Origin of the sequence: Pseudomonas sp. S36, from assembly GCF_016647875.1 — a bacterium.
GTDB lineage: Bacteria > Pseudomonadota > Gammaproteobacteria > Pseudomonadales > Pseudomonadaceae > Aquipseudomonas > Aquipseudomonas parafulva.
In genome coordinates this window covers 1-26,254 of record NZ_JACVVG010000008.1, presented here as the reverse complement: position 1 = coordinate 26,254, position 26,254 = coordinate 1, and the positions used below count along the sequence as shown (strand labels likewise).

The 26,254-nt window shown below is 64.0% G+C and carries 22 protein-coding genes; 14 read left to right on the top strand and 8 right to left on the bottom strand.

All coding sequences use genetic code 11. The features are described 5' to 3' along the window. Nucleotides 1-101 precede the first annotated feature (101 nt). The 9 genes from IAE36_RS06455 to IAE36_RS06415 all read left to right on the top strand — a co-directional run bounded on the left by IAE36_RS06455 (nt 102) and on the right by IAE36_RS06415 (nt 10,123). Nucleotides 102-542, top strand: coding sequence for an NUDIX hydrolase (locus tag IAE36_RS06455; protein WP_201211233.1), 441 nt, complete (start codon nt 102-104; stop codon nt 540-542). Nucleotides 543-601: 59 nt separating this feature from the next. Next, a complete protein-coding gene (mnmA, locus tag IAE36_RS06450; protein WP_201211230.1) occupies nt 602-1,726 on the top strand; it encodes a tRNA 2-thiouridine(34) synthase MnmA in 1,125 nt (374 codons plus the stop codon). After that, complete coding sequence (hflD, locus tag IAE36_RS06445) at nt 1,723-2,340, top strand: high frequency lysogenization protein HflD (RefSeq protein ID WP_028632336.1); 618 nt, start codon at nt 1,723-1,725, stop codon at nt 2,338-2,340. The genes mnmA and hflD overlap by 4 nt, the downstream gene beginning before the upstream one ends. A gap of 204 nt (nt 2,341-2,544) precedes the next feature. Next, nucleotides 2,545-3,915 (top strand): adenylosuccinate lyase, encoded by a 1,371-nt coding sequence (purB, locus tag IAE36_RS06440; RefSeq protein WP_028632335.1) that lies wholly within the window; start codon nt 2,545-2,547, stop codon nt 3,913-3,915. 81 nt (nt 3,916-3,996) lie between these two features. After that, nucleotides 3,997-5,163, top strand: coding sequence for a ribosomal protein uL16 3-hydroxylase (locus IAE36_RS06435; protein ID WP_060482933.1), 1,167 nt, complete (start codon nt 3,997-3,999; stop codon nt 5,161-5,163). Next, nucleotides 5,156-5,584: a GNAT family N-acetyltransferase gene (locus tag IAE36_RS06430; RefSeq protein WP_028632333.1), complete on the top strand. Its 429-nt coding sequence runs from the start codon at nt 5,156-5,158 to the stop codon at nt 5,582-5,584. The genes IAE36_RS06435 and IAE36_RS06430 overlap by 8 nt, the downstream gene beginning before the upstream one ends. Nucleotides 5,585-5,776: 192 nt before the next feature. Then, entirely contained in the window at nt 5,777-7,750 is a 1,974-nt protein-coding gene (locus IAE36_RS06425; protein WP_201211221.1) for a DNA topoisomerase III, read from the top strand. An 83-nt stretch (nt 7,751-7,833) separates the two neighbouring features. Then, complete coding sequence (locus tag IAE36_RS06420) at nt 7,834-9,210, top strand: glutamine synthetase family protein (RefSeq protein ID WP_201211219.1); 1,377 nt, start codon at nt 7,834-7,836, stop codon at nt 9,208-9,210. Between the two features lie 133 nt (nt 9,211-9,343). Then, a complete protein-coding gene (locus IAE36_RS06415; RefSeq protein ID WP_028632330.1) occupies nt 9,344-10,123 on the top strand; it encodes a TSUP family transporter in 780 nt (259 codons plus the stop codon). Here IAE36_RS06415 and nudC read toward each other — a convergent pair. Both nudC and IAE36_RS06405 read right to left on the bottom strand, forming a co-directional pair. Next, nucleotides 10,091-10,921, bottom strand: coding sequence for an NAD(+) diphosphatase (nudC, locus tag IAE36_RS06410; protein WP_060482930.1), 831 nt, complete (start codon nt 10,919-10,921; stop codon nt 10,091-10,093). The two genes, IAE36_RS06415 and nudC, sit on opposite strands and share 33 nt — an antisense overlap. 34 nt (nt 10,922-10,955) lie before the next feature. Beyond that, nucleotides 10,956-11,768, bottom strand: coding sequence for a crotonase/enoyl-CoA hydratase family protein (locus IAE36_RS06405; protein WP_201164491.1), 813 nt, complete (start codon nt 11,766-11,768; stop codon nt 10,956-10,958). A gap of 162 nt (nt 11,769-11,930) precedes the next feature. Here IAE36_RS06405 and IAE36_RS06400 point away from each other — a divergent pair, with 162 nt between their 5' ends. Both IAE36_RS06400 and IAE36_RS06395 read left to right on the top strand, forming a co-directional pair. After that, nucleotides 11,931-12,491: a lipocalin family protein gene (locus IAE36_RS06400; protein ID WP_201211217.1), complete on the top strand. Its 561-nt coding sequence runs from the start codon at nt 11,931-11,933 to the stop codon at nt 12,489-12,491. Nucleotides 12,492-12,530: 39 nt separating this feature from the next. Then, nucleotides 12,531-13,490 carry a ribonuclease Z gene (locus IAE36_RS06395; RefSeq protein ID WP_201211215.1) on the top strand — a complete coding sequence of 320 codons (960 nt, stop codon included), beginning with the start codon at nt 12,531-12,533 and terminating at the stop codon, nt 13,488-13,490. Here IAE36_RS06395 and IAE36_RS06390 read toward each other — a convergent pair whose 3' ends face one another. After that, nucleotides 13,491-14,774, bottom strand: coding sequence for a Zn-dependent hydrolase (locus IAE36_RS06390; RefSeq protein ID WP_201211212.1), 1,284 nt, complete (start codon nt 14,772-14,774; stop codon nt 13,491-13,493). Nucleotides 14,775-14,827: 53 nt separating this feature from the next. Continuing rightward, nucleotides 14,828-16,318: an NCS1 family nucleobase:cation symporter-1 gene (locus IAE36_RS06385; protein WP_201211210.1), complete on the bottom strand. Its 1,491-nt coding sequence runs from the start codon at nt 16,316-16,318 to the stop codon at nt 14,828-14,830. Nucleotides 16,319-16,654: 336 nt separating this feature from the next. Between IAE36_RS06385 and hydA the strand changes: the two genes are divergently transcribed. Genes hydA through preA form a run of 3 tightly spaced genes read left to right on the top strand, consistent with a single transcriptional unit; the run spans nt 16,655 to nt 20,793 of the window. Further along, on the top strand, nt 16,655-18,094 hold the full coding sequence (gene hydA / locus IAE36_RS06380; protein ID WP_201211208.1) for a dihydropyrimidinase: 1,440 nt from the start codon (nt 16,655-16,657) through the stop codon (nt 18,092-18,094). Between the two features lie 57 nt (nt 18,095-18,151). Further along, nucleotides 18,152-19,519: an NAD(P)-dependent oxidoreductase gene (locus IAE36_RS06375; RefSeq protein ID WP_201211206.1), complete on the top strand. Its 1,368-nt coding sequence runs from the start codon at nt 18,152-18,154 to the stop codon at nt 19,517-19,519. Further along, nucleotides 19,519-20,793 (top strand): NAD-dependent dihydropyrimidine dehydrogenase subunit PreA, encoded by a 1,275-nt coding sequence (gene preA / locus IAE36_RS06370; protein WP_201211204.1) that lies wholly within the window; start codon nt 19,519-19,521, stop codon nt 20,791-20,793. Before IAE36_RS06375 ends, preA begins: the two co-directional genes overlap by 1 nt. A 15-nt stretch (nt 20,794-20,808) precedes the next feature. Here preA and IAE36_RS06365 read toward each other — a convergent pair whose 3' ends face one another. The 4 genes from IAE36_RS06365 to gnd all read right to left on the bottom strand — a co-directional run bounded on the left by IAE36_RS06365 (nt 20,809) and on the right by gnd (nt 25,820). Continuing rightward, entirely contained in the window at nt 20,809-21,429 is a 621-nt protein-coding gene (locus IAE36_RS06365) for a TetR/AcrR family transcriptional regulator (protein ID WP_201211202.1), read from the bottom strand. A gap of 75 nt (nt 21,430-21,504) precedes the next feature. After that, nucleotides 21,505-23,301: a glycoside hydrolase family 15 protein gene (locus tag IAE36_RS06360; RefSeq protein WP_201211200.1), complete on the bottom strand. Its 1,797-nt coding sequence runs from the start codon at nt 23,299-23,301 to the stop codon at nt 21,505-21,507. Nucleotides 23,302-23,331: 30 nt separating this feature from the next. Beyond that, a complete protein-coding gene (gene zwf, locus IAE36_RS06355; RefSeq protein ID WP_201211198.1) occupies nt 23,332-24,840 on the bottom strand; it encodes a glucose-6-phosphate dehydrogenase in 1,509 nt (502 codons plus the stop codon). After that, nucleotides 24,837-25,820 (bottom strand): phosphogluconate dehydrogenase (NAD(+)-dependent, decarboxylating), encoded by a 984-nt coding sequence (gnd, locus tag IAE36_RS06350; protein ID WP_060482921.1) that lies wholly within the window; start codon nt 25,818-25,820, stop codon nt 24,837-24,839. Before gnd ends, zwf begins: the two co-directional genes overlap by 4 nt. Between the last annotated feature and the right edge of the window lie 434 nt (nt 25,821-26,254).

Sequence of the window (26,254 nt, the reverse complement as noted above, 5' to 3'; positions counted from 1 at the left end):
GCTGCAAGCTACAAGTAAAAGCGGTTCGCGCACGCCTTGTCTTGAAGCTTGAAGCTTGAAGCTTGCAGCTTGCAGCTTGCAGCTCCTAAGGAGTACTGATCGTGTCCTGGCAACCCCATATCACCGTCGCCACCGTAATTGAGCAAGATGGCAAATTTCTCTTTGTCGAGGAGTTCAAGGCCGGTAAAGCCGTATTCAACCAACCTGCTGGCCACCTGGAACCTGATGAAAGCCTGGCCCAGGCCGCCTTGCGCGAAACCCTGGAAGAAACCGCCTGGGAGGTCGAGTTAACCGGCCTGGTGGGTATCTACCTGTACACCGCACCCAGCAACGGCGTGACCTACCAGCGCATCTGCTTTGCCGCACGCCCCGTGCGCCATCATGCCGACCTGGCCCTGGACAGCGACATTACCCGTGCGCTGTGGCTGACCCGCGACGAGTTGCTGGCCGACCCGGCGCGCTGGCGCAGCGAACTGGTACCGCGCTGCCTTGACGACTACCTGGCTGGCTCCTTGCACAGCCTTGCCCTGCTGCGCGACTGACGCGCCGCTGCGGGTTTGATAGAATCGGCGTTTTTCCCCCTTGATACACACCGGTAACCATGACCAGCCCAGTACTTAAAGACCCCGCCAAGACCCGCGTCATCGTCGGCATGTCCGGCGGCGTGGACTCTTCCGTCTCCGCCCTTCTGCTCATCGAGCAGGGCTACCAGGTGGAAGGGCTGTTCATGAAAAACTGGGAAGAGGACGACGGCACCGAATACTGCACCGCCCGCGAAGACCTGGCAGACGCCCAGGCCGTATGCGACCGCATTGGCATAAAGCTGCACACGGCCAACTTCGCCGCCGAGTACTGGGACCATGTGTTCGAGCACTTCCTCGAAGAGTACAAGGCGGGCCGCACGCCCAACCCCGACATCCTCTGCAACCGCGAAATCAAGTTCAAGGCGTTCCTCGATTACGCCCTGTCGCTGGGTGCCGACCTGATCGCCACCGGCCACTACGTACGCCGCCGCGACACCGGCGCTGTCACCGAGCTGCTCAAGGGCCTGGACCCGAACAAGGACCAGAGCTACTTCCTGCATGCCGTGGGCGGCAAGGAAATCGCCCGCACCCTGTTCCCGGTGGGTGAGCTGGAAAAGCCCGAGGTGCGTGCCATCGCCGAGAAACATGGCCTGGCTACCGCCAAGAAGAAAGACTCCACGGGCATTTGCTTCATTGGCGAGCGCCGCTTCAGCGACTTCCTCAAGCAGTACCTGCCGGCGCAGCCAGGCGACATCGAAACCACGGACGGTGAAGTGATTGGCCGCCACCACGGCCTGATGTACCACACCATCGGCCAGCGCCAGGGCCTGGGTATCGGCGGCCTGAAAGACGCCGGTGACGAGCCGTGGTACGTGCTGCACAAGGACCTGGAGCGCAACGTGCTGGTGGTCGGCCAAGGCAACGAACACCCCTGGCTGTTCTCCCGTGCCCTGCTCGCCTCGGAGATTTTCTGGGTCAACCCGGTTGACCTCACCGGCCCACGCAACCTCACCGCCAAGGTGCGCTACCGCCAGAGCGACCAGCCCTGCACCCTGGAGCGCACCGCCAGTGGCTACCGCGCCGTGTTCGACGAGCCGCAACGGGCCGTTACCCCTGGCCAGTCGGTGGTGTTCTACGACGGCCAGGTGTGCCTGGGTGGTGGCGTCATCGAAACCGCAGAGCCCTGGAGCCCGCGCTCATGACCAACCTGCAGGAGCAACTGGTAGCGCTGGGCGGGGTGTTCCAGGCCGCCGTGCTGGTCGACCGCATTGCCCGTACCGGCCAGGCCAGCGAGGCCAACATCGGCTGCATGCTGGGCAGCCTGCTGGTGCGTGACCCAAAGGACACCCTGGAGGTGTTCGGTGGCGACGACCTCAACCTGCGCGACGGCTACCGTGCACTGGTAGGCGCCCTGGAGCGCGACCCCAGCAGCCTGCAGCGCGAACCCCTGCGTTATGCCCTGTCGATGCTGGGCCTCGAGCGCCAGCTGAACAAGCGCGGCGACTTGCTGGACACCATCGGCAACCGCCTGCCGCAAATTCAGTCCCAGGCCGACCATTTCGGCCTGGTTCATGAAAACGTCATCGCCTCCAGTGGAGCCTTGTACCAGGACACCCTCAGCACCTTGCGCCAACGTATTCAGGTGCACGGCGACATGCGTTTCCTGCAGCAGGCCAGCAACGCCTCGAAAATCCGCGCCCTGCTGCTGGCCGGCATCCGCGCCGCCCGCCTGTGGCGCCAGCTGGGCGGCCACCGCTGGCAACTGGTATTCAGCCGCCGCAAACTGCTCAACGAACTTTACGACATGGTTAGGTAGCTTCAAGCGGTAAGCTGCAAGCTGCAAGTAGAAGCAGTTCGCCTTTAGCTTGTAGCTTGTAGCTTGTAGCTTGTAGCTTGTAGCTTGTAGCTTGCGGCTTTTAGCTTGCAGCTTGCAGCTTGCAGCTTGCAGCTTCGTGGATTGTGGCTGCCTTTTAATGTATGATATGCGCCCTCCAAAAGCCTGACTGTCCGAGAACACCCCATGCAGCTTTCTTCGCTCACTGCGGTTTCCCCTGTTGACGGCCGTTACGCCGGCAAAACCCAGGCCTTGCGCCCCATCTTCAGCGAATTCGGCCTGATCCGTTTCCGCGCCCTGGTCGAAGTGCGCTGGTTGCAGCGCCTGGCGGCCCACCCGCAAATCGGCGAAGTGCCGGCGTTCTCGGCCGAGGCCAACGCCGTGCTCGACAGCCTGGCCACCGATTTCAAGCTTGAACACGCCGAACGCGTCAAGGAAATCGAGCGCACCACCAACCACGACGTCAAGGCTATCGAGTACCTGCTCAAGGAGCAGGCTGCCCAGTTGCCAGAGCTGGCCAAAGTCAGCGAGTTCATCCACTTCGCCTGCACCAGCGAGGACATCAACAACCTGTCCCACGCCCTGATGCTGCGCGCTGGCCGTGATGACGTGCTGCTGCCGCTGATGCGCCAGATCGCCGAGGCCATCCGTGCCCTGGCCCATGCCCACGCCGAGGTGCCGATGCTGTCGCGCACCCACGGCCAGCCAGCCTCGCCAACCACCCTCGGCAAGGAGCTGGCCAACGTCGTGTACCGCCTGGAGCGCCAGATCGCCCAAGTGGCGGCCGTGCCGCTGCTGGGCAAGATCAACGGTGCCGTGGGCAACTACAACGCCCACCTGTCGGCCTACTCGCAGGTCGACTGGGAGCAGAACGCCCGCGCCTTCATCGAAGACGAACTGGGCCTGCAGTTCAACCCCTACACCACGCAAATCGAGCCGCACGACTACATCGCCGAGCTGTTCGATGCCATTGCCCGCTTCAACACCATCCTCATCGACTTCGACCGGGATGTGTGGGGCTACATTTCGCTGGGTTACTTCAAACAGAAGACCGTGGCTGGCGAAATCGGCTCATCGACCATGCCGCACAAGGTCAACCCGATCGACTTCGAGAACTCCGAAGGCAACCTGGGCATCGCCAACGCGCTGTTCCAGCACCTGGCCAGCAAGCTGCCGATCTCGCGCTGGCAGCGCGACCTCACCGACTCCACCGTGCTGCGCAACCTGGGCGTGGGTTTTGCCCACAGCGTCATCGCCTACGAAGCCAGCCTGAAAGGCATCGGCAAGCTGGAAGTGAACGAAGCCCGCATCGCGGCCGACCTCGACGCCTGCTGGGAAGTGCTCGCCGAGCCGATCCAGACCGTCATGCGTCGCTTCAACATCGAGAACCCCTACGAGAAGCTCAAGGAGCTGACCCGTGGCAAGGGCATCACCCCTGATGCACTGCTGACCTTCATCGACGGCCTGGACATGCCAGCCGACGCCAAGGCCGAGCTCAAGCAGCTGACCCCCGCGACCTACATCGGTAACGCGGCAGCCCAGGCCAAGCGCGTCTAAAGCAACCGTCGCGCCCAACGCCCGGCCTGGCCGGGCGTTTTTATTCCCGTACGAAAATTACGATTTTTCAATAGGTTGAACATGAATCCTGATACTCCACTGCAGCTGCTGGGCGGCATTTCTGCCCGTGAATTCATGCGCGACTACTGGCAGAAGAAGCCGCTGCTGGTGCGCCAGGCGTTCCCCGATTTCATCAGCCCAATCGACCCCGACGAACTCGCGGGCCTGGCGCTGGAGGAGGAAGTGGAGTCGCGGATCGTGCTGGAGCACGGCGCCCACCCCTGGGAACTGCGTCGCGGCCCGTTCAACGAAGACACCTTCGCCGAGCTGCCAGAAAAAGACTGGACCCTGCTGGTTCAGGCGGTGGACCAGTTTGTGCCGGAAGTGGCCGAGCTGCTGGAAAACTTCCGTTTTCTGCCCAGCTGGCGCATCGATGACGTGATGATCAGCTTTGCGGCCCCAGGCGGCAGCGTTGGCCCGCACTTTGACAACTATGACGTGTTCCTGCTGCAAGGCCACGGCCAGCGCAACTGGAAAGTGGGCCAGATGTGCAGCAGCGACAGCGCGCTGCTGGAACACAGCGACCTGCGCATCCTGGCCGAATTCGAGCAGAGCGGTGAGTGGACCCTGGAGCCCGGTGACATGCTCTACCTGCCACCGCGCCTGGCCCACTATGGCGTGGCGGTGGACGACTGCCTTACCTACTCTGTCGGCTTCCGTGCCCCAAGCGCCGCCGAAGTGCTGACCCACTTCACCGACTTCCTCGGCCAGTTCCTGCCGGACGAAGAGCGCTACAGCGACGCCGACGCGCAGCCCGCCAGCGACCCTCACCAGATCCAGCACGATGCCCTCGACCGCCTCAAGGCGCTGCTCGAGAAGCACATGGGTGACAAGGACCTGCTGCTGACCTGGTTCGGCCAGTTCATGACCGAGCCGCGCTACCCCGAGCAAATCGTCGGCGAAGAGCTGTCGGAGGAAGAACTGATCGATGCCCTCGAGCAGGGTGCGATCCTGATCCGCAACCCGAGCGCGCGCATGGCCTGGTCGGAGTTCGAACAAGACCTGTTGCTGTTCGCCAGCGGTCGCAGCTGCCCGCTGCCTGGCAAGTTGCGTGAATTGCTGAAGCTGGTCTGCGCAGCCGATGCCCTGCACATCGACAACCTCGGCCAATGGCTACAGGATGAAGACGCACTGATGCTGGTGCAGCAACTGGTCAAGCAAGGAAGCCTGGGATTCGCCAATGAATAAAATTCGTGTGCGCCTCGCCGATTGGCACAAGGACAACGCCGACATCCGCCGCATCCGTGAAGCGGTGTTCATCGCCGAGCAACACGTGCCGCCTGAACTTGAATGGGACTCCGACGACCCGACGGCGGTGCACTTCCTGGCCGTTGAAGGTGACTATGCGATCGGTACGGCCAGGTTGCTGTCTGACGGCACCATCGGCCGTGTGTCGGTGCTCAAGGACTGGCGGGGTTTGAAGGTGGGCGATGCCTTGATGAATGCGGTAATCGCCGAAGCGCAGCACCGTGATCTGAAAACGCAGCGCTTGAGTGCCCAAGTGCATGCCACACCGTTTTACGAACGGCTGGGCTTTCGCGTGGTGAGTGAGGAGTTCCTGGAGGCGGGTATTCCGCACGTGGACATGTTGCGCGACGCCCAAGGCTGACACGCAGGGCCGCGCTGCGGCCCTGTCACGCGGTGCGCTCGCGCCTACCGAATGGGTAAACGAGCGAGCGCATGCCGTGATGACAGAACACAAGCCCTCACAAAAACCTGTACATCCATCCAGATAAAACTTGCCTCCCGGCGCCTGCTTGCGCATCCTAGTGCTCATCTACCTGATGAAGCGTCTGCGGCCATGCGCCTGTTCCTGTGTGAAAAGCCCTCCCAGGCAAAAGACATCGCCAAGGTGCTCGGCGCCCATCGCAAGGCCGACGGCTGTTGGCAGGGTACCGACGTCTGCGTAACCTGGTGCATCGGCCACCTGCTGGAAACCGCCCCGCCAGACAGCTACGACGAGCGCTACAAGCGCTGGAACCTCGCCGACCTGCCGATCATCCCGGCGCAGTGGAAGATGCAGGTCAAACCCAAAACGGCCAGCCAGTTCAAGGCGGTCAAGCGCCTGCTGGGCGAAGCCCGCGAGCTCGTCATCGCCACCGACGCGGACCGCGAAGGCGAAATGATCGCCCGCGAGCTGGTCGAGCATTGCCGTTACCGAGGCCCAGTACAGCGGTTGTGGCTGTCGGCCCTGGACGATGCGTCCATTCGCAAGGCCCTGGCCCGCCTGCTGCCCGGCCACGAAACCTTCAACCTGTACCATTCGGCCCTGGGCCGCTCCCGCGCCGACTGGCTGATCGGCATGAACATGAGCCGGCTGTTCACCCTGCTGGGCCGGCAATCGGGCTATCAGGGGGTGCTGCCAGTGGGCCGGGTACAAACCCCTACCCTGCGCCTGGTGGTCGACCGCGACCGCAGCATCGCCGATTTCGTGCCTGTCCCCTTCTGGGCTATCGATGTGCAACTGGCCCACGCCGGCCAGGCCTTCAACGCCCAGTGGCGGGCACCGGACGACACCTGCGACGAGCAGGGCCGCTGCCTGAACCAGGCACTGGCGCAACAGGCCGCAGCAGACATCAGCAATGCCGGGGTCGCACAGGCTACGCGGGTGAGCACAGAGCGCGTGCGCGAAGCCGCCCCCCTGCCTTTTGATCTCGGCACCTTGCAGGAGCTGTGCTCAAAAAAATTCGGCCTGGGTGCCCAGGAAACCCTGGACATCGCCCAGGCCCTGTACGAAACACACAAACTGATCACCTACCCACGCAGTGACTGCGGCTACCTGCCGCTCAGCCAGCACAGTGAGGCGCCTGGCATTCTGGCTGCACTGCAGCGGGCCGATGCCAGCCTGGCACCGCTGCAGCCACACCTGGAGCCCCAGCGCCGCTCCCGGGCCTGGAACGACGCCAAGGTCAGCGCGCACCACGGCATCATCCCCACGGCTGCCGCCACCGACCCGGCGCGGCTACCGGCCAAGCACAAGGCTGTGTATACCCTGATCCGCGCCCGCTACCTGGCGCAGTTTCTGCCAAACCACGAATACGACCGCACCCAGGCCGACTTCGATTGCGCCGGCCACGCCCTACGGGCCGTCGGCAAACAGATTATCGAGCCGGGCTGGCGACGCGCCCTGCCCGAAGCCCTCACACCCGCCAAGGGCCGTGAAGCCGCCCCGCCTCAGGTACTGCCGGCGCTGAGCCAGGGCCAGGGCTGCGCCGTACAGGCGGTGCAACTGAAGGACCTGTGGACCCAGCCACCCAAGCCGTTCACCGAGGGTGATCTGATCAAGGCCATGAAGAACGTGGCCAAACTGGTGGACGACCCGCGGCTGAAACAGAAGCTGAAAGAAACCACCGGCATCGGCACCGAGGCCACCCGCGCCAGTATCATCCAGGGCTTGCTCGACCGCGGCTACCTGGTCAAGAACGGCAAGGCGCTGTCTGCCACCCCTGCGGCGTTCAGCCTGATCGATGCAGTGCCCCGCGCCATCGCCGACCCAGGCACTACCGCTATCTGGGAGCAGGCATTGGACATGGTGCAAAGCGGCGAAATGAGCCTGGACGAATTCGTCACCCGCCAGTCGGCCTGGATGGGCAAGCTGGTAGAACGCTGCAGCGGATTGCGCATGACCATCAGCGGGCCGGCAGCCGGCGCAGCCCCACCATGGAAAAAGAAGCGCAGAAGCGGCGGCAAAACCAAGGCCGCCGCAGGCAAAAAGGCAACCGGCAAGGCTGCAGGGGGCAAAGCGAGGGGAACCCGCAGAAAGGCCAGCCCCTGACCCAGGCCAAGGGTGCAGCACGTGGGCCTGGCACCGGGTAGGGCTTCTGCTAGATTGGATTGAAACAATCTTGGATACGTTTCATGAGCTCAGGCTTGGACAGCACGGCTAACACCGCCACCGACTTCCCCGACCTGCCCAGCGAAGTGCGCGCGTTCAGGGCGCGCCACCCTGAGGTACGCTATGTCGATCTGCTGTGCCTCGACATCCCTGGCCACTTCTACGGCAAGCGCTACCCCATCGACATGCTGGAAAAGGTTGCTGCAGGCAGCCCCCTGAAGCTGCCACAAAATGCCGTGCTGCTAGGGGCACAAGGCGGCTTGTTCCCCATCGGTGACTACTGTTTCAGCGATGGCGACCCGGATGCCGTGCGCCGGCTGATACCCGGCACACTCAAGCCGGTGACCTGGGAGCAGCAACCGCTGGGGCAGATGCTGATCACCACCGACGGCACCCCCGCGCCCATCGAGTTCGAACCCCGTGAAGTACTGGCCAGGGTGCTGCAACGCCTGGCGCGGCGGGGTATCCACCCGGTAGTCGCATTCGAATTGGAGTTCTATCTGTTCGACCGCGCGCTGAAAGACGGCTTGCCGCAGTGCCCCCGCGACAGCCTGACAGGCGATGCGGATAACCAGCCGAACATGCACATGGAGCGGCTGTCGCGCTTTGGCGACGTGCTGCGCGACATGGTCGACACCGCCAACCTGCAAGGCGTGGACGCCAACGTGATCAGCGCGGAGCTGGGGCCCGGCCAGTTCGAGATCAACTTTGGCCACTGCGATGATGGCCTGCGTGCGGCAGACTGGGCCGCACTGTTCTGCCGCAGCACCCGTGGCGTCGCGCTCAAATACGGCTACCGCGCCTCGTTCATGAGTAAACCCTACCTGCAGGCACCTGGCAGCGGCATGCATGTGCACGTCAGCCTGTACGATGCAGCGGGCAGCAACCTGCTGGCAGCGGGCGGCCAGCGCCCGCTTCGCCACGCTGTGGCCGGCTGCCTGGCACTGCTGCCCCATTGCATGCCGATTTTTGCTGCCAACCACAACGCCTTCCGCCGCTACGGCGCCATGGTCAATGCGGCCAGCCGCGCCAGTTGGGGCTTCGAAGACCGCGACGCATGCATCCGCATCCCGGAATCGGACCCAGGCAATTTGCGCATCGAACACCGGCTTGCCGGTGCCGATGCCAACCCTTACCTGGTACTGGCGGCCATCCTGTGCGGCATGGAACAAGGGCTCGATGCCAAGCAGGAACCGATCGCCCCGCTGAACGAGGACCGCAGCAGCGGCATCGATTTCCCCACGGACATGCTCAGCGCCGTGACCGCCATGCGGCACCACCCGGCGGCCAAACAAGCCCTGGGGGAGGAGTTCGTGATGGTGTACTGCGAAAACAAGCGCCAGGACCACCTGGCGTTCATGCAAGAGGTGAGCGCCCGGGAGTACCGCTGGTTCCTATGACGAGGCCAGCAAACGGCATGCTGTGCGTTCTGCAAAGCACTCGGCACTGGCACCTGCCCCTTCACGGCATTACCATGGGCTGCTTCGCACGCGGCTTGTTGTCGCACCCAGCCTCCCTGCCTGCCAGAACGCCATGCCCTTCGAGCTCACCGTTGAACCCCTCACCCTACTGATCCTGGTCCTGGTTGCCTTTGTCGCCGGTTTCATCGATGCCATCGCCGGCGGTGGCGGCCTGCTGACCACCCCCGCCCTGCTCACGGCTGGCATGCCGCCGCACCTGGTGCTGGGCACCAACAAGCTCAGTTCCACATTTGGCTCTGCCACGGCGGGGTTCACCTACTACCGGCGCAAGCTGTTCCACCCGGTGCAATGGCGGCGGGCATTGCTCGGCACCTTGGTCGGGGCGCTGCTGGGCGCAGTGGTGGCCCACTACATGCCGGCCGAATGGCTGAACAAGATGCTGCCAGTGATCGTGTTTGCCTGCGGCATCTACCTGCTGTTCGGCGGCACGCCCAAGGCGCCGCTGGATGCCGAAGCGCCAATCAGCAAGAAGTGGCAGGCGCCGCAGGGCCTGGCCCTGGGCTTCTACGACGGCGTTGCAGGACCCGGCACCGGGGCATTCTGGACGGTGAGTACACTGCTGCTGTACCCCATCGACCTGGTGCGTGCCAGCGGCGTGGCCCGTAGCATGAACTTCGTCAGCAACATCGCAGCGCTGACGGTGTTCGTGTTGTCCGGGCAGGTGGATTACATCGTGGGCCTGTGCATGGGCCTGTCGGTGATGGTCGGCGCGTTCTTTGGTGCGCGCACCGCCATCAGCGGGGGCAGCAAGTTCATCCGCCCCGTGTTCATCACCGTGGTGCTGGCGCTGACCGTGCGCCTAGCGTGGCAGCACTGGTTCGGGCAGGCCTAACCGCCGTGCAACGTACAGGTCGATGAGGTGGCGGGCGATGGAGCGGCCCGCCGGCAGCGGCGGCAGGTGGTGCACGCTGAACCACTGCGCATCCTCGATTTCATCAGGCTGCATCACGATGTCGCCACTGGCGTACTCGGCGTGAAAACCCAGCATCATCGAGTGTGGAAATGGCCAGCACTGGCTGCCCACGTATTGGATGTTCTTCACCTGCACCGCCACTTCTTCGTGTACCTCGCGCACCAGGCAATCCTCGGCAGACTCGCCGGGCTCTGCGAAACCTGCCAAGGTGCTGTATACGCCGGCCACAAAGCGCGGGGAGCGTGCCAGCAGGATCTCATCGCCACGGGTCACCAGCACGATCATGCTCGGTGAAATACGCGGGTAGCTGCGCAGGTCGCAGGCCGTACAGTGCATGGCCCGCTCCCAGCGGATTTGCGTCATGGCCTGGCCGCAGCTGCCGCAGAACCGGTGTTCCCGCGCCCAGGTGCCAATCTGTGCGGCATAGCCCAGCACCTTGTAGGTGTCGAAATCACCCTCCAGCATGAACGCGCGCAAGCCGCGCCAGCTGCAGCCTGGCAGGGCCGCTGCGCTGTGCAGCTCCAGCAGGAACACTGGCTGGCCGTCGAAATGGCCGATGCCGTGTTCACACAGCACGTCCAGGCCCTGGCGTTTCAGCCAGTCCCGGGGGAACATTGCCCCCTCGTCGGCCACCAGAAACCCTTCCGGGCTACGGGCCACTGCCAGGCCGCCGGTGATCTGGGGGTCGAGTACTGCAGTGGTCCAGCGTGCTGACATATCAGGGTTCCTGTAAGGCGCGTCCCCCGGGTTGTCAGTCGGTGAACGTCGGTTTCTGTTTGCTCATGTGCGCTGCCATCGCCAGCCGAAGGTCTTCGGACTGCAGCATCGCAGCGTTCCAGGTAGCGATGTAGTCGAGGCCGTCATCAACGCGGTGGTCGCGCATGTAGCTGAGCAGGTGCTTGGTGCCGGCCACGGCAATGGGCGATTTTGCGGCAATGTCGCGGGCCATGGCAAAAACCCCGTCCAGCAGGGTAGCAGCGTCATCGTACACGCGGTTCACCAGGCCGATGCGCAGCGCCTCGTCAGCCTCCACATTGCGCCCGGTGTAGGCCAGCTCCCGCATCATGCCGTCGCTGATGATACGTGGCAAACGTTGCAGCGTGCCGACATCGGCCGCCATGCCCATGTCGATTTCCTTGATGGAAAACTGCGCGTCAGCGCTGCAATAGCGCATGTCGCAGGCTGATATCAGGTCGATGGCCCCGCCGATGCAGTAGCCCTGCACCGCCGCCAGCACCGGCTTGCGGCATTGGTCCACCGCATTGAACGAAGCCTGCATGCGCAGGATGGTCTTGCGCAACAGCCGCGCATTGCGCCCCACATCCTTGCCCAGCTGGCCCGCCACCGACGCCAGTAGCGCCAGGTCGATGCCGGCAGAAAAATGCTTGCCGGCGCCACTGATGACCACCACCCGTATGGCATCGGTGTCGTCCACCCACTGGAAGATATCGATGATCTCCTCCCAGAATGCCGCATTCATGGCATTGAGCTTTTCAGGCCGGTTGATCTGGACGTGTGCGATGTTGTCGATCAGTTCGACCTTGAACGCGCTGTACTCGGCCATGGGCGATACTCCTGTGGGTATAAGGCGATGCCATCGATGGTAACCCAGGCAGGTGGCTGCACGTCTGCCAAAACCGGGACTGGTGCATCGTGCGATTGCGCACAACTTTTGCTCGCGCCCGGCATCGAAACAGTCAGGCACCCAACTTTCGGGAGAAACGCAATGGCGATACGCAAGGCATTGATGCTTTCCTGCATGGCCCTGGCCCTTTACGGCTGCGCCGGCAACGATCACCCCGCCCCGCCGCGCACTCAGCAAGTGGACCTGCAACGCTACCAGGGCACCTGGTACGAACTGGCGCGCCTGCCAATGTTCTTCCAGCGCAACTGCGTGCAGTCCGAGGCCCACTATGCCCTGCGCACCGACGGCCGCATCGACGTCACCAACCGCTGCAAGGAGAAGGACGGCGAGTGGAACGAGGCCAAGGGCATCGCCGAGGCCCAGCAGGCTGGCAGTACCGACAAGCTGTGGGTACGCTTCGACAATTGGTTCAGCCGCCTGGCACCGGACCTGACCAAAGGCGAGTACTGGGTGCTGTACCACGACAAGGACTACCGCGTCGCGCTGGTAGGCCACCCGAACCGGGAATACCTGTGGCTGCTGTCACGCACCCCCGCCATCCCCGACCAGACCCGCGATCAGTTGCTGGGCATCGCCCGTGATCAGGGTTACGACACCAGCAAGCTGGTGTGGCGCCAGGCTGATACCAAAGCCATGAACTGAACACCGCCCCGGCATAAGCCGGCCATTACAGGAGTAAGAATGGACCTGCTGTTTCTCGGCACTTCGGCCGGAGTGCCGACCAAGGCCCGCAATGTCAGCGCAACAGCGCTGCTCGAAACCACGGGCAGAGGCTGGTACCTGGTGGACTGTGGTGAAGGTACCCAGCACCGCCTGTTGCACACGCCGTTGTCCGCCCAGGACCTGGCGGGCATTTTCATCACCCATGTGCATGGCGATCATTGCCTGGGCCTGCCCGGCCTGTTGTCCAGTGCAAGCATGAATGGCCGGCGCGATCCCCTGGACGTGGTGTTGCCTGAGGCATTGCACCCTTGGCTGCGCCTGAGCCTTGCGGCTACCGACAGCCACCTGTCTTTCGAGCTGCGGCTACTGGCGGTGGAAGGTTTCGAGGGTTGGCAGAACGGCACGGTCAGGGTCACCACCGTCGCGCTCTCCCATCGAGTGCCCAGTGTGGGGTATGTATTCGACGAAGTGTGTCCGCAGCCGCGCCTGAACACCGACCGCCTGGACGCCGAAGGCATCCCGCGCGGCCCTCTGTGGGGGGATTTGGCAAAGGGCCTGCCTGTGCAGCATGGTGAACGTGCGCTGGATGCCGCCGATTACCTGAGCCCGGGCCGTGCGCCGCGCCGGGTCATTATCTGCGGGGATAACGATACCCCCGACTTGCTGGCAGGGGTGGCAGCCGATGCCGACGTATTGGTGCACGAGGCCACGTTTACCCAGCCGGCGGTGGAACGCACAGGGGTTACCTACGGCCACAGCACCGCCGCTGATGTGGCGCACATGGCCCAGAGCGCCGGGGTACGAAACCTGGTGCTGACGCACTTCAGCGCCCGCTACCAGGCAGACCCCCAACGCAGCCCCTCCATCGACGACGTACGCCACGAAGCCCAGGCGCATTATCGCGGCAACCTGACCTTGGCCGCCGACCTGCAGCGCTATCACCTGGGGCGCGATGGCTTGCTGGTGCCAGCATCCTGACTAGGCCGCCAGCTGCGCCTTGGCCACCGCCTGGGAAGCCGCCAGCATCGCTCGCAGCAACACCGCACAGCCCGCAGCCAAGTCCTCCGCCGTGGCGTTCTCGATCTCGTTGTGGCTGATGCCATTCTCGCAGGGCACGAAGATCATCCCTGCCGGGCCCAGCTCTGCCAGGAAGATCGCGTCGTGCCCTGCCCCGCTGACGATGTCCATGTGCGGCAAACCCAACGCCTCGGCCGACTGGCGCACCGCGTCGACACAACCTTTGTCGAAGTACAAGGCCGGGAAGTCTGCCGTAGGCACCAGTTCATGGGCCAGGCCATGGGTGGCACAGGTGGCCTCGATCACCCCGCCCACTTCAGCAATCATCGCATCCAGCCGTTCACCCTCAAGGTGCCGGAAGTCCAGGGTCATGCGCACCTCCCCGGGTATCACGTTGCGCGAGCCGGGGTACGCTTGCAGGCAACCCACTGTGCCACAGGCGTGGGGCTGGTGAGCCAGCGCGGTACGGTTTACCGCCTGTACCACGGCCGCCGCACCTACCAGGGCGTCCTTGCGCAGGTGCATGGGGGTGGGGCCGGCATGCGCTTCGACCCCGCGCAAGGTCAGGTCGAACCACTTCTGGCCCAGTGCCCCCAGCACCACCCCGATGGTTTTGGCCTGGTCTTCCAGAATCGGGCCTTGTTCGATATGTGCCTCGAAGTACGCACCCACCGGGTGGCCGGTCACGCTGCGGGGCCCGGCATAGCCTATGGCACCCAGGGCCTCGCCGACGCTTGTGCCCTGGGCATCACGTTTGGCCAACGTGTCAGCCAGGCTGAATTTACCGGCGAATACGCCTGAGCCCATCATGCACGGCGCAAAACGCGAGCCCTCTTCGTTGGTCCACACCACCACCTCCAGCGGCGCCTCGGTTTCCACGCCCAGGTCGTTGAGGGTGCGGATCACCTCCAGGCCAGCCATCACCCCAAAGCAGCCATCGAACTTGCCACCCGTGGGCTGCGTATCGATGTGGCTGCCCGTCATCACCGGTGGCAGCGCCGGGTTGCGCCCGGGGCGGCGGGCAAACAGGTTGCCTACACCATCGATGCTGACCGTGCACCCGGCCTCTTCGCACCACTGCACGAACAGGTCCCGGGCCTGGCGGTCCAGGTCGGTCAGGGCCAGGCGGCAGACACCGCCTTTTGCAGTGGCCCCCAGGCGGGCCAGGTCCATCAGCGATTGCCACAGGCGTGCGCTGTCGACGTGCGGGTCAGTGCTTTGCAGAATGTCTTGGGCTGGGTTCACGGGTTCATCCTCAGGCATTGTTGTGATCGTGGCGCACGGCGTGTGTGCCGGCTTCAAGGCAACGGCTTGGCCACCCGCGCAGGGCTGCGGGCGGCCAGCCCGGCGAACAGGTAATACAAGGCGGCCCCGAGCACCGACCCGGTGAACCAGCCATAGTCGTAGAACCAGCTGAAGCGGCTGTTGCCGATGGCCATCACGGTCAATGCCACCGGCACGCCAAAGGCGGCAAACCCGGCCCAGTTCCAGGCCGGGTAAACGTCGTCACGGTACAGCCCGGCCAGGTCCAGCTGCTGGCGACGCACCAGGAAATAGTCCACCACCATGATGCCGGCAATCGGCCCCAGCAGGCTGGAGTAGCCCAGCAGCCAATTGGAATACACGCTTTCAAGGCTGAGGTCGGACACAATCAAGCCCAGCTTCTTCAGCAACTCGTGGCCCATCAGGGCCAAGCCGATGAACCCGGTAAGCCATACCGCCCGGCTGCGCCCAATCAAACGGGGGGCAATGTTCTGGAAGTCGTTGGTGGGCGAGACGATGTTCGCCGCCGTGTTGGTCGACAGCGTGGCTATCACGATCAGCGCCATGGCCAGGGCCACCCAGAACGGGCTGTGGATCTTGCCGATCAGGCTGACCGGGTCCGACACGGTTTCGCCCACCAGCGAGGCGGAAGCCGCCGTGAGTACCACGCCCAATGACGCAAACAGGAACATGGTCAGCGGCAAACCGAGAATCTGCCCCAGAATCTGGTCCTTCTGGCTGCGTGCATAGCGGCTGAAATCCGGTATGTTCAGCGACAGCGTGGCCCAGAAACCGACCATGGCGGTAAGCCCGGCGCAGAAGTAGCCGACCATGCTCGCCCCCTCGGGGCGCTTGGGCGGCTGGGCCAGCAGTTCGGTCATCGACATGTGCGGCAGTGCCCACACCAGCAGGCCCAGGCCCACCGCCACCAGCAACGGCGCCGAAAGGGTTTCGAGCCACTTGATGGACTCGGCACCGCGCAGCACCACCCACAGGTTCAGGCACCAGAAAATCATGAAGCCGATCACCTCGCCGGTGCCGCCCAGGGCCTTCCAGCCATCGAACACCGAGCCCAGGAACAGGTGGATGGCCAGCCCGCCGAACAAGGTCTGGATGCCGAACCAGCCGCAGGCCACCACCGCTCGCACCAGGCACGGTACATTCGAACCCAACACACCAAACGACGAGCGCAGCAGTACCGGGAACGGGATACCGTACTTTGTCCCGGGGAATGCATTGAGCGTCAGCGGAATCAGCACGATCAGGTTGGCCAACAGGATGGCCATCAACGCTTCGCCCACGCTCAGGCCAAAATAGGCCGTGAGCACGCCCCCGAGGGTGTAGGTGGGCACACACACCGACATGCCGACCCACAGTGCAGTGATGTGCCATTTGTTCCAGGTGCGCTGGTGCACCTTGGTAGGTGCGATGTCGGCGTTGTAGCGCGGGCTGTCGAGTACATCGCTGCCCTCGCACAGCTCGAACAGGCCATTTTGCTCGACCACTTGCGATCTGCTCTGTTGCATGGGGCCTTCTCCAGATTTGTTGTAGTTGTTTGCTCATCGGGCTAACGCGATGGCCGGAGTACACACGCTGAATGTGGTTAAAATCTTGACCAGATCTGTATCTTGTCAAGTCAGTCAATGTCCTCTGAAACCCGCATGCTAGACCGCGAAATAATTATTTGTTGTTTGCTTTCAACAACTTAAAAACCACAAAATTCGTGGGAATTATTTCTTGCTGAATGCGCAATCAGCATCTAGCCTCGATTCTTGTCAGGCCTGACAGGATCACAACCTGCCAGGCCTGCCCCGACAATTCCAAGAACCGGCCAAGACCGGTCAGCCTGCGAGGAAGACGGTATGCCCCTGTTGATCCGTGGCGCCACCGTGGTCACCCACGAAGAAAGCTACCCCGCCGATGTGCTGTGTGCCGGGGGCCTGATCCAGGCCATCGGCCAGAACCTTGAAGCGCCCACCGACTGCGAAATACTCGATGGCAGCGGCCAATACCTGATGCCCGGCGGCATCGACCCGCACACCCACATGCAACTGCCGTTCATGGGCACGGTGGCCAGCGAAGACTTCTTCAGCGGCACCGCTGCCGGGCTCGCGGGCGGTACCACGTCCATCATTGATTTCGTCATCCCCAACCCTCAGCAATCGCTGCTGGAGGCCTTCCACACCTGGCGCGGCTGGGCACAGAAAAGCGCCAGCGACTATGGCTTCCACGTCGCTATCACCTGGTGGAGCGAGCAGGTGGCCGAAGAAATGGGCGAACTGGTGAGCGAGCATGGGGTAAACAGCTTCAAGCACTTCATGGCGTACAAGAACGCGATCATGGCCGCCGACGACACCTTGGTGGCCAGCTTCGAGCGCTGCCTGCAACTGGGCGCGGTGCCCACCGTGCATGCCGAAAACGGCGAGCTGGTGTACCACCTGCAGAAAAAACTGCTGGCCCAGGGCATGACCGGGCCGGAAGCGCACCCGCTGTCGCGCCCCTCCCAGGTTGAGGGAGAAGCGGCAAGCCGAGCCATCCGCATCGCCGAAACCCTGGGCACCCCGCTGTACCTCGTGCACATCTCCAGCCGCGAGGCCCTGGACGAAATCACCTATGCGCGCAGCAAGGGCCAACCGGTCTACGGTGAAGTGCTGCCGGGCCATCTGCTGCTGGATGACAGTGTGTACCGCGACCCCGACTGGGCCACCGCCGCCGGCTACGTGATGAGCCCGCCGTTCCGCCCACGCGAACACCAGGAGGCCCTGTGGCACGGCCTGCAGTCTGGCAACCTGCACACCACGGCCACCGACCATTGCTGCTTCTGCGCCGAGCAGAAAGCCATGGGCCGGGATGACTTCAGCCGCATCCCCAATGGCACTGCGGGCATCGAGGACCGCATGGCCGTGTTGTGGGATGCCGGGGTGAACAGCGGGCGCCTGTCCATGCACGAGTTCGTCGCGCTGACCTCCACCAACACGGCGAAAATCTTCAACCTGTTCCCCCGCAAGGGCGCCGTGCGCGTGGGGGCTGACGCCGACCTGGTGCTGTGGGACCCGCACGGCACCCGCACCCTCTCGGCCAAGACCCACCACCAGCGCGTGGACTTCAACATCTTCGAAGGGCGAACGGTACGTGGCATACCCAGCCACACCATCAGCCAGGGCAAGGTGGTGTGGGCCGATGGTGACCTGCGCGCCGAAGCCGGGGCGGGCCGTTACGTGCAGCGCCCAGCGTACCCGTCGGTGTACGAGGTACTGGAACGTCGGGCCGAGCATCAGCGCCCAACACCCGTGCAGCGCTGAGCACCTGCCACGCAACCCTCGCGTTGTCTGCACTCATAAAAAAAAGAGGCTACCACCGTGATCGATCCCCTGAGCCATCTGCCGCGCCCCCAGGCCCGTGCAGACCAGCTGGCCGAGCGCTTCAGCGACCTGGCCCCACCCCTCACCGCCCGCCAAGCCGCCGTAGAAAGCGCGCGCTGCCTGTACTGCTACGACGCCCCGTGCATCAATGCCTGCCCCAGTGAAATCGACATCCCGTCGTTCATCCACCGTATCAGCGACGAGAACCTCCAGGGGGCGGCCCAGCGCATTCTCTCGGCCAACATCCTCGGCGGCAGTTGCGCCCGCGTATGCCCTACCGAAATTCTCTGCCAACAGGCCTGCGTGCGGAACAATGCCCAGGAATGCGCACCCGTATTGATCGGCCAGTTGCAACGCTATGCACTGGATAACGCGCACTTCACAGAACACCCGTTTCGGCGCTCACCGCCCACCGGCAAACGTATCGCCGTGGTCGGTGCCGGCCCGGCCGGGCTGTCGTGCGCCCACCGCCTGGCTCTGCATGGGCACGAGGTGGTGGTGTTCGAAGCCAGTGACAAGCCAGGCGGCCTGAACGAATACGGCATCGCCCGCTACAAGCTGGTGGACGACTATGCCCAGCGTGAAGTGGCGTTTCTGCTGGGCATTGGCGGTATCGAAATCCGCCACGGCCAGCGCCTGGGCGGCAACCTCAGCCTGGCCAGCCTGCGGGAACAGTACGACGCGGTGTTCCTGGGCCTGGGCCTGAATGCCGTGCGCGCCTTGGGCCTGCCGGATGAACATGCCCCAGGGCTGCTGCCGGCTACCCACTACATCCGCGAACTGCGCCAGGCCGATGACCTGAGCCAGTTGCCCCTGGCCGACCGCTGCCTGGTGATCGGCGCCGGCAACACCGCCATCGACATGGCCGTGCAGATGAGCCGCCTGGGTGCACGCGACGTCAACCTGGTGTACCGCCGCGGCCACGCCGACATGGGCGCCACGGACCACGAGCAGGCCATCGCCAAGGCCAACCAGGTGCGCCTGCACACCTGGGCACGCCCCGACACCGTGCTGCTGGACGAAGCCGGGCAGGTGCGCGGCATGCGCTTTGCCCGCACCACCCTGGCAGAGGGCCGCCTGCGCGACACGGGCGAAACATTCGAACTGGCCGCCGACGCCATTTTCAAAGCCATCGGCCAGGGCTTCGACGATGCCAGCCTGGCCGACCCGGCCGCCGCCCTGCTGGCGCGCGAGGGGGAGCGCATTCGGGTAGACGCGCACATGCGCACCAGCCTGCCGGGCGTGTATGCCGGCGGCGACTGCACCGCGCTGGGCCAGGACCTCACCGTGCAGGCAGTGCAACACGGCAAGCTGGCGGCTGAAGCCATCCATGCCCAACTGATGACCAACGTGGAGGCTGCGTAATGGCTGACCTGTCGATCGAATTTGCCGGCATCAAGGCACCCAACCCCTTCTGGCTGGCGTCAGCGCCGCCTACCGACAAAGCCTATAACGTGGTACGGGCCTTCGAGGCGGGCTGGGGCGGCGTAGTGTGGAAGACCCTGGGCGAAGACCCGGCCGCGGTGAACGTGTCGTCGCGCTACTCGGCGCACTACGGCGCCAACCGCGTGGTGCAAGGCATCAACAATATCGAGCTGATCACCGACCGCTCGCTGGAAATCAACCTGCGTGAAATCACCCAGGTAAAGCGCGACTGGCCTGACCGGGCGCTGATCGTGTCGCTGATGGTGCCGTGCGAAGAAAACGCCTGGAAATTCATTCTGCCCCTGGTGGAAGCTACCGGTGCAGATGGGATCGAGCTGAACTTCGGCTGCCCCCACGGCATGCCCGAACGCGGCATGGGCGCCGCAGTGGGCCAGGTGCCGGAGTACGTGGAAATGGTCACGCGCTGGTGCAAGGCCTACTGCTCGCTACCCGTGATCGTCAAGCTCACGCCCAACATCACCGACATCCGCCAGTCGGCACGCGCCGCGCACCGGGGCGGGGCCGATGCGGTGTCGTTGATCAACACCATCAACTCCATCACCAGCGTCGACCTGGAGCGCATGGTGGCCCACCCCATCGTTGGCGACCAGAGCACCCACGGCGGCTATTGCGGGTCGGCGGTAAAGCCGATTGCCCTGAACATGGTGGCAGAGATCGCCCGCGACCCGGCGACCCACGGCCTGCCCATCTGCGGCATTGGGGGCATTGGCAGTTGGCGGGATGCAGCCGAGTTCATCGCCCTGGGCAGCGGCGCGGTGCAAGTGTGCACGGCGGCGATGCTGCATGGCTTTCGCATCGTGGAAGACATGAAGGACGGACTGGCACGCTGGATGGACCAGCACGGGCATCGCAACCTGGAAGCATTCCGTGGCCAGGCGGTGGGGCACACCACTGACTGGAAGTACCTGGACATCAACTACAAGTCCATCGCCCACATCGACCCGCAAACCTGCATTGGCTGTGGCCGCTGCCACATCGCCTGCGAAGACACATCACACCAGGCGATCGCCAGCACCCCTGCAGCCGATGGCACCCATGTTTACCAGGTGATCGAGGAAGAATGCGTGGGCTGCAATTTGTGCCAGATCACCTGCCCGGTGCAGGACTGCATCGAGATGGTGGCCCAGGACACCGGCAAGCCCTACCTGAACTGGACCCAGGACCCACGCAACCCCTACCGCGAGGCCAGTTGAGGCCAAGCCTGCGCATCAGGGCTCCAGGCCGATGCCCCGCAGGATCACGCAGGTCACTGTCTGCACCGCGCTTTCAAAGGCGCGGTCAGACAGCGGCTTGCCGCCGTTGAGCAGGGTTACCTGGAAACCGAAGTCCGCGTAGTGCTGGGTGGAAGCCCAGATCATGTACAGCAGCGCAGAGGGCTCCACCGGCTGAATGCGCCCCTCTTCCACCCAGCGGCGGATCTTGGCCTCCTTCAGCCGTGCCCAGGGCACCAGGATTTCGCTGAGGTTGATGCCCAGCACCGGGGCACCGTGCAGCATCTCCTCGGCCCAGATTCGCGAACCCAGCGGCCGCGACCGGGAATGGCCCATCTTCGCCCGTATGTAGCTGGTCAGCACCACACGCGGGTCATCGAAATGCTCGAAGCACTGGGCGTCCTGCTTCCATTCCTCCAGCAAGTCTTGCAGCACGGCACGGAACAGCTCGTCCTTGGTGGTGAAGTAATAGTGCAGGTTGGAACGCGGCAGCCCGGCCTGCTCGGCGATGTCGCCCATGGACGTACCGCCGTAGCCCTGCTCGGCGAACACTTTTTCCGCAGCTTGCAGAATTTTTTGCACGTTACGCCGGCGTATCTCGATCTTGTGGTTGGCCATCAGCCCACTGCCATCAGAAGGTAATACGCAAGGTTACCCCATGTAGGGGGATAGGCCGCAAAGCGGCCACGTCGCCTACCCACACCTCGCCCTGTCCCGCGCCGGGCACTGTGCCCGGTGCAAGTTGATGGCCGTATTGATAATGCCGATATGGCTGAACGCCTGCGGGAAGTTACCCAGCATGCGCTGGTCGGCCGGGTCGTACTGCTCGGCCAGCAGCCCCACGTCATTGCATAGCCCCGTCAGCCGCTCATACAGCGCCTGCGCTTCGGCCTGGCGCCCCAACAGCACATACACATCCGCCAGCCAGAACGAACACACCAGGAACGTGCCCTCGCCTGCAGTCAGGCCGTCACCGCAGCTGTCGGTGTCATAGCGCAGCAGCAGGCCGTTTTTCAGCAGGCGCTGCTCGATCTGCTCCAGCGTGCGCAGAAAACGTGGGTCCTCTGCGGGCAGGAAGCCGGTCAGGGCAATGTGCAGCAGGCTGGCATCCATCTCCGCAGAACCATACGCCTGGACGAAATGACTGCCCCCGGCATCCAGGCCCTGCTCGCACACCTCCTGGTGGATCTGGTCGGCCACCTGGCGGTAATGGCGGGCCTGTTCGCGGCCTTCTTCCGTGGTTTCGGCAAGCCCGGCGGCGCGGTCGAACGCCACCCAGGCCATGACCTTGGAGTGCACGAAGTGCTGCCGACCGCCACGCACTTCCCAGATGCCTTCATCCGAGTCACGCCAGATGCTTTCGAGGTACGGCAGGATCAGCCGGGCGATGGCGGCACTGCGCGGGTGCCGAGGCAGCCCGCCGCGAATGGCCTGGCTCATGGCATCGGCCAGCTCGCCGTAGATATCCAGCTGGGTTTGCGCCGATGCCGCGTTGCCCACGCGCACCGGCTGGGAGTGCTCGTAACCGGCCAGCCACGGCAGGGTGTACTCCTGCAAGTCCCGTTCACCGGCCAGGCCGTACATGATCTGCATCTGCTCGGGGTTGCCGGCGACCGAGCGCAGCAACCATTCGCGCCACGCCTGCGCCTCTTCGAAGTAACCCAGGTTCATGAACGCCAGCAAGGTCATGGTGGCATCGCGCAGCCAGCAGAAGCGGTAGTCCCAGTTACGCTCCCCACCCAGGCGCTCGGGCAGCGAGGTGGTCACTGCGGCGACGATTCCCCCGGTAGGGGCGTAGGTCATGGCCTTGAGCACCAGCAACGAACGGCGCACCAGCGCGGTGTACGGCCCCACCTCCGGGCAACGGAAAGCAAAGGTTTCCCACTGGTCCACCGTGTCCTTGAGCGAGGCGTCGACATCCTGGTCGGGCTGCACCGGCAGGTGCGACAGCTGGTGGCGCAGGCTGAAGACCTGCCGCTCGCCAGCGCCCACCCGGAACCGCGCACCGGTGTGGTGATCGCGGGCGTGGGGCGGCACGCTGGTCGCCAGAATCAACCGGTCCGGCCCCGCCACGGCGCTGAGGGTAAGGGGCGCCAGGCGCTCGACCCAGGGCACCGTGCGCCCGTAGTCGAAGCGCATCACCAGGTCCATCTCGAAGTTGATTTCGCCGCTGATGCCCTCGACGATGCGCACCACCGAATTGACCTCACCCAGCGGCATGAAGTCCAGCACACGGGCACGCCCGGTGGCCGTTACCCAGGTGGTTTCCAGCACCAGCGTGTCGTCCAGGTAGCGCCGGCTGCAGTGCTCCACGGGGTCGCACGGCGCCAGGCGCCACCGGCCGTTTTCTTCGTTGCCCAGCAGCGCCGCGAACACCGCAGGGGCATCAAAACGCGGCAGGCACAGCCAGTCGATCGAGCCGTCCTTGCTGACCAGGGCAGCACTGCGGCAGTTGCCCAGCAGGGCGTAGTCTTCAATATGAGCGGGCATTGAGGCTCCTGTGTGTGATTGCTGTTGGGCTCAACCCAAGCGGTGCCACTCGCGCTTGTCGCGGACGAGCAACTCATTGCCCGCTTCGGGCCCGTCTTCCCCTGCCGCGTAATCGTGCACCTCGCCGCCCGCTGCCCAGGCATCCAGAAACGGCTGCACCGCCCGCCAGCCGTTCTCGATGTTGTCGGCGCGCTGGAACAACGTCTGGTCGCCGGTGAGGCAGTCGTAGATCAAGGTCTCGTACCCGGTGGCAGGGGTCATCTTGAAGTAGTCCTTGTAGGCAAAGCCCAGCTCCACGTTTTCCATCACCAGCTCGGGGCCAGGGCGTTTGGCCTGCAGGTCGAACCACATGCCCTCGTTGGGCTGGATCTGGATTTTCAGGTAGTTGGGCTTGGGCCGCTCCAGCTCCGACTCTCGGAACTGGGCATAAGGCGCAGGCTTGAAGCAGATGGCGATTTCGGTGTCACGCACGCTCATCCGTTTGCCCGTGCGCAGGTAGAACGGCACGCCCGCCCAGCGCCAGTTGTCGATCATCACCTTCAGCGCGACGAAGGTCTCGGTCTGGCTGTCCTCGGCAACGTTCTCTTCCTGGCGGTACCCGGCAATCTGTTTGCGCCCCTGCTTGCCAGCCACGTACTGGCCACGCACGGAGTTCTTCAATGCCATCTTGGTGGACCAAGGCCGGATGGCACCGATGACCTTGGCTTTTTCGCCCCGCACGGCATCGGCGGCAAACGCGGCAGGCGGCTCCATGGCCACCATTGCCAGCAGCTGGAACAGGTGGTTGGGTACCATGTCGCGCAACGCGCCAGTGCTGTCGTAGAAGGCACCCCGGGTTTCTACACCCACGGTTTCAGCTGCCGTGATCTGGATGTGATCGATGTAGTGGTTGTTCCAGAACGATTCGAACAGGCCGTTGGAGAACCGGCTGACCATGATGTTCTGCACCGTTTCCTTGCCCAGGAAATGGTCGATGCGGTAGATCTGCCGCTCGTCCATCACCTTCAACAGGCAGGCATTGAGCGCCTGGGCGCTGGCCAGGTCGGTGCCGAAGGGTTTTTCCACCACCAGGCGGCGAAAACCACCGCCCGATTCATCCAGCAGGCCCGCCTCACCCAGCCGCTGGGCCACCTCGGGGAAAAAGCGCGGTGAGGTGGCGAGGTAGAAAATGGCGTTGCCGTGGCGGGTCTTGTTGACCCGTTCGGCAATGGCCTGGTACGTGGCCGGGTCCATGAAATCGCCGGTCTGGTATTCCAGGCGTTTGGCCAGGCCGGCCCAGAGGGTTTCGTCCAGGCTGGCAGGCGCACCTTCGCCGCCCTTGTCGCGCTCGGCGATGAAAGTGTGCAGGCGTTCGGCAAATTCCTCGGCGGTGGCAGTGTTGTGGTCCACACCCACAATGCGCAGGTTGCGGTCCAACAGGCCATCACGGCTGAGGTTGTAAAGCGCCGGCATGAGCAGGCGCTTTACCAGGTCGCCATTGGCGCCAAACAGAAACAGGGTGCACGGTGGGGCAGCGGGGGTTTTCTGTTTTTTGCTCATTCAGGTTTTTTCTCGACGTGGCCACCAAACCCCAGGCGCATGGCCGAGAGCACTTTGTCACCGTAGGTACCCTGTTGCTGCCGGGAGCGGAACCGTGCGAACAGCGCGCTGGACAGCACCGGCACCGGCACCGCCTGCTCCACTGCGGCATCGACCGTCCAGCGCCCTTCGCCGCTGTCCGACACCGAGCCGCTGAACTGGGCAAGTTGAGGGTCGGCGGCCAGCGCGTCGGCGGTGAGGTCCAACAGCCAGGACGTCACCACGCTGCCGCGTCGCCACACTTCGGCAATTTCCGCCACATTCAGGTCGAAGCGCTGGTCTTCGGGCAATTCGGTACCGCCCTTGCTGCGCAGCAGGTCGAAGCCTTCGGCATAGGCCTGCATCAGCCCGTATTCGATGCCGTTATGCACCATCTTCACGTAGTGCCCGGCGCCAGGCGGGCCGGCGTGGATGTAACCGTGCTCGGCACGCTGGTGTTCACCGCTCAGGCCATGGGTACGCGGGATTTCACCCACGCCAGGGGCGAGTGCCAGAAACAGCGGTTCAAGCCGCTCGAACACGTCCTTTTCGCCGCCAATCATCATGCAGTAGCCACGCTCCAGCCCCCACACGCCACCGGACGTGCCCACGTCCAGGTAATGCAGCCCGCGCGTGGCCAGCTCGGCGGCGCGGCGCATGTCGTCCTTGTAGAAGGTGTTGCCGCCGTCGATGATCGCATCCCCCGGTTCCAGCAGGTCGGCAAGCTGGGCGATGGTCTGTTCGGTAGGCTCGCCTGCCGGCAACATCACCCACACCGCACGGGGTGCCTGCAGCTGTGCCACCAATGCGCCCAGGTCCTGGGCAGCCTGGCTGCCCTCACCTTCCAGCGCGGTAACGGCATCCAGGTTGCGGTCGTGCACCACGGTGTGGTGGCCGGCGCGCATCAGCCGCCTTGCGATATTGCCGCCCATGCGGCCAAGCCCGACGATTCCCAATTGCATGAGCCGATGCTCCCCTTCTGGATTCTGGAATGGATGACGACAGTTCAGCCTTTCAGGTTAGTCCAGCGCGCTGCGCGAGGGTTCAGCGACGAACGGCACAAGGCCATGCGCCGCTTCGTGGACCACGCTGCATTATCACGCACCATCACAGTGCAGCCATGATGTTCAGTGCCCCGCAGCCTGCCCTCGGATGTGCCCCACACGGGCCCGCTTGCGCTGGCGGCGCAAGCGCCAACGTTTGCGTCTGGCACGGGGCCTGACAATAGTGACCAGCGGGTCACATTTGTCACATTTTCTACCCTACACTCGATTGTCGGCCCAGCTTTTGCTGGAGGTGTAAGTGACGAAAATAAGTCGAACTTTCACGAAAGCCGGCAGGTCAGGAAATAAGTAGGCCAGAGGGATGGGTATCTCCCCCCATTCGGCCCACCCAC

Bases quoted from the DNA above. Each gene is read 5' to 3' on its own strand.
- mnmA (WP_201211230.1), top strand. From the start codon at position 602: ATGACCAGCCCAGTACTTAAAGACCCCGCCAAGACCCGCGTCATCGTC.
- hflD (WP_028632336.1), top strand. From the start codon at position 1,723: ATGACCAACCTGCAGGAGCAACTGGTAGCGCTGGGCGGGGTGTTCCAG.
- purB (WP_028632335.1), top strand. From the start codon at position 2,545: ATGCAGCTTTCTTCGCTCACTGCGGTTTCCCCTGTTGACGGCCGTTAC.
- IAE36_RS06435 (WP_060482933.1), top strand. From the start codon at position 3,997: ATGAATCCTGATACTCCACTGCAGCTGCTGGGCGGCATTTCTGCCCGT.
- IAE36_RS06430 (WP_028632333.1), top strand. From the start codon at position 5,156: ATGAATAAAATTCGTGTGCGCCTCGCCGATTGGCACAAGGACAACGCC.
- IAE36_RS06425 (WP_201211221.1), top strand. From the start codon at position 5,777: ATGCGCCTGTTCCTGTGTGAAAAGCCCTCCCAGGCAAAAGACATCGCC.
- IAE36_RS06420 (WP_201211219.1), top strand. From the start codon at position 7,834: ATGAGCTCAGGCTTGGACAGCACGGCTAACACCGCCACCGACTTCCCC.
- IAE36_RS06415 (WP_028632330.1), top strand. From the start codon at position 9,344: ATGCCCTTCGAGCTCACCGTTGAACCCCTCACCCTACTGATCCTGGTC.
- nudC (WP_060482930.1), bottom strand. From the start codon at position 10,921: ATGTCAGCACGCTGGACCACTGCAGTACTCGACCCCCAGATCACCGGC.
- IAE36_RS06405 (WP_201164491.1), bottom strand. From the start codon at position 11,768: ATGGCCGAGTACAGCGCGTTCAAGGTCGAACTGATCGACAACATCGCA.
- IAE36_RS06400 (WP_201211217.1), top strand. From the start codon at position 11,931: ATGGCGATACGCAAGGCATTGATGCTTTCCTGCATGGCCCTGGCCCTT.
- IAE36_RS06395 (WP_201211215.1), top strand. From the start codon at position 12,531: ATGGACCTGCTGTTTCTCGGCACTTCGGCCGGAGTGCCGACCAAGGCC.
- IAE36_RS06385 (WP_201211210.1), bottom strand. From the start codon at position 16,318: ATGCAACAGAGCAGATCGCAAGTGGTCGAGCAAAATGGCCTGTTCGAG.
- hydA (WP_201211208.1), top strand. From the start codon at position 16,655: ATGCCCCTGTTGATCCGTGGCGCCACCGTGGTCACCCACGAAGAAAGC.
- preA (WP_201211204.1), top strand. From the start codon at position 19,519: ATGGCTGACCTGTCGATCGAATTTGCCGGCATCAAGGCACCCAACCCC.
- IAE36_RS06365 (WP_201211202.1), bottom strand. From the start codon at position 21,429: ATGGCCAACCACAAGATCGAGATACGCCGGCGTAACGTGCAAAAAATT.
- IAE36_RS06360 (WP_201211200.1), bottom strand. From the start codon at position 23,301: ATGCCCGCTCATATTGAAGACTACGCCCTGCTGGGCAACTGCCGCAGT.
- zwf (WP_201211198.1), bottom strand. From the start codon at position 24,840: ATGAGCAAAAAACAGAAAACCCCCGCTGCCCCACCGTGCACCCTGTTT.
- gnd (WP_060482921.1), bottom strand. From the start codon at position 25,820: ATGCAATTGGGAATCGTCGGGCTTGGCCGCATGGGCGGCAATATCGCA.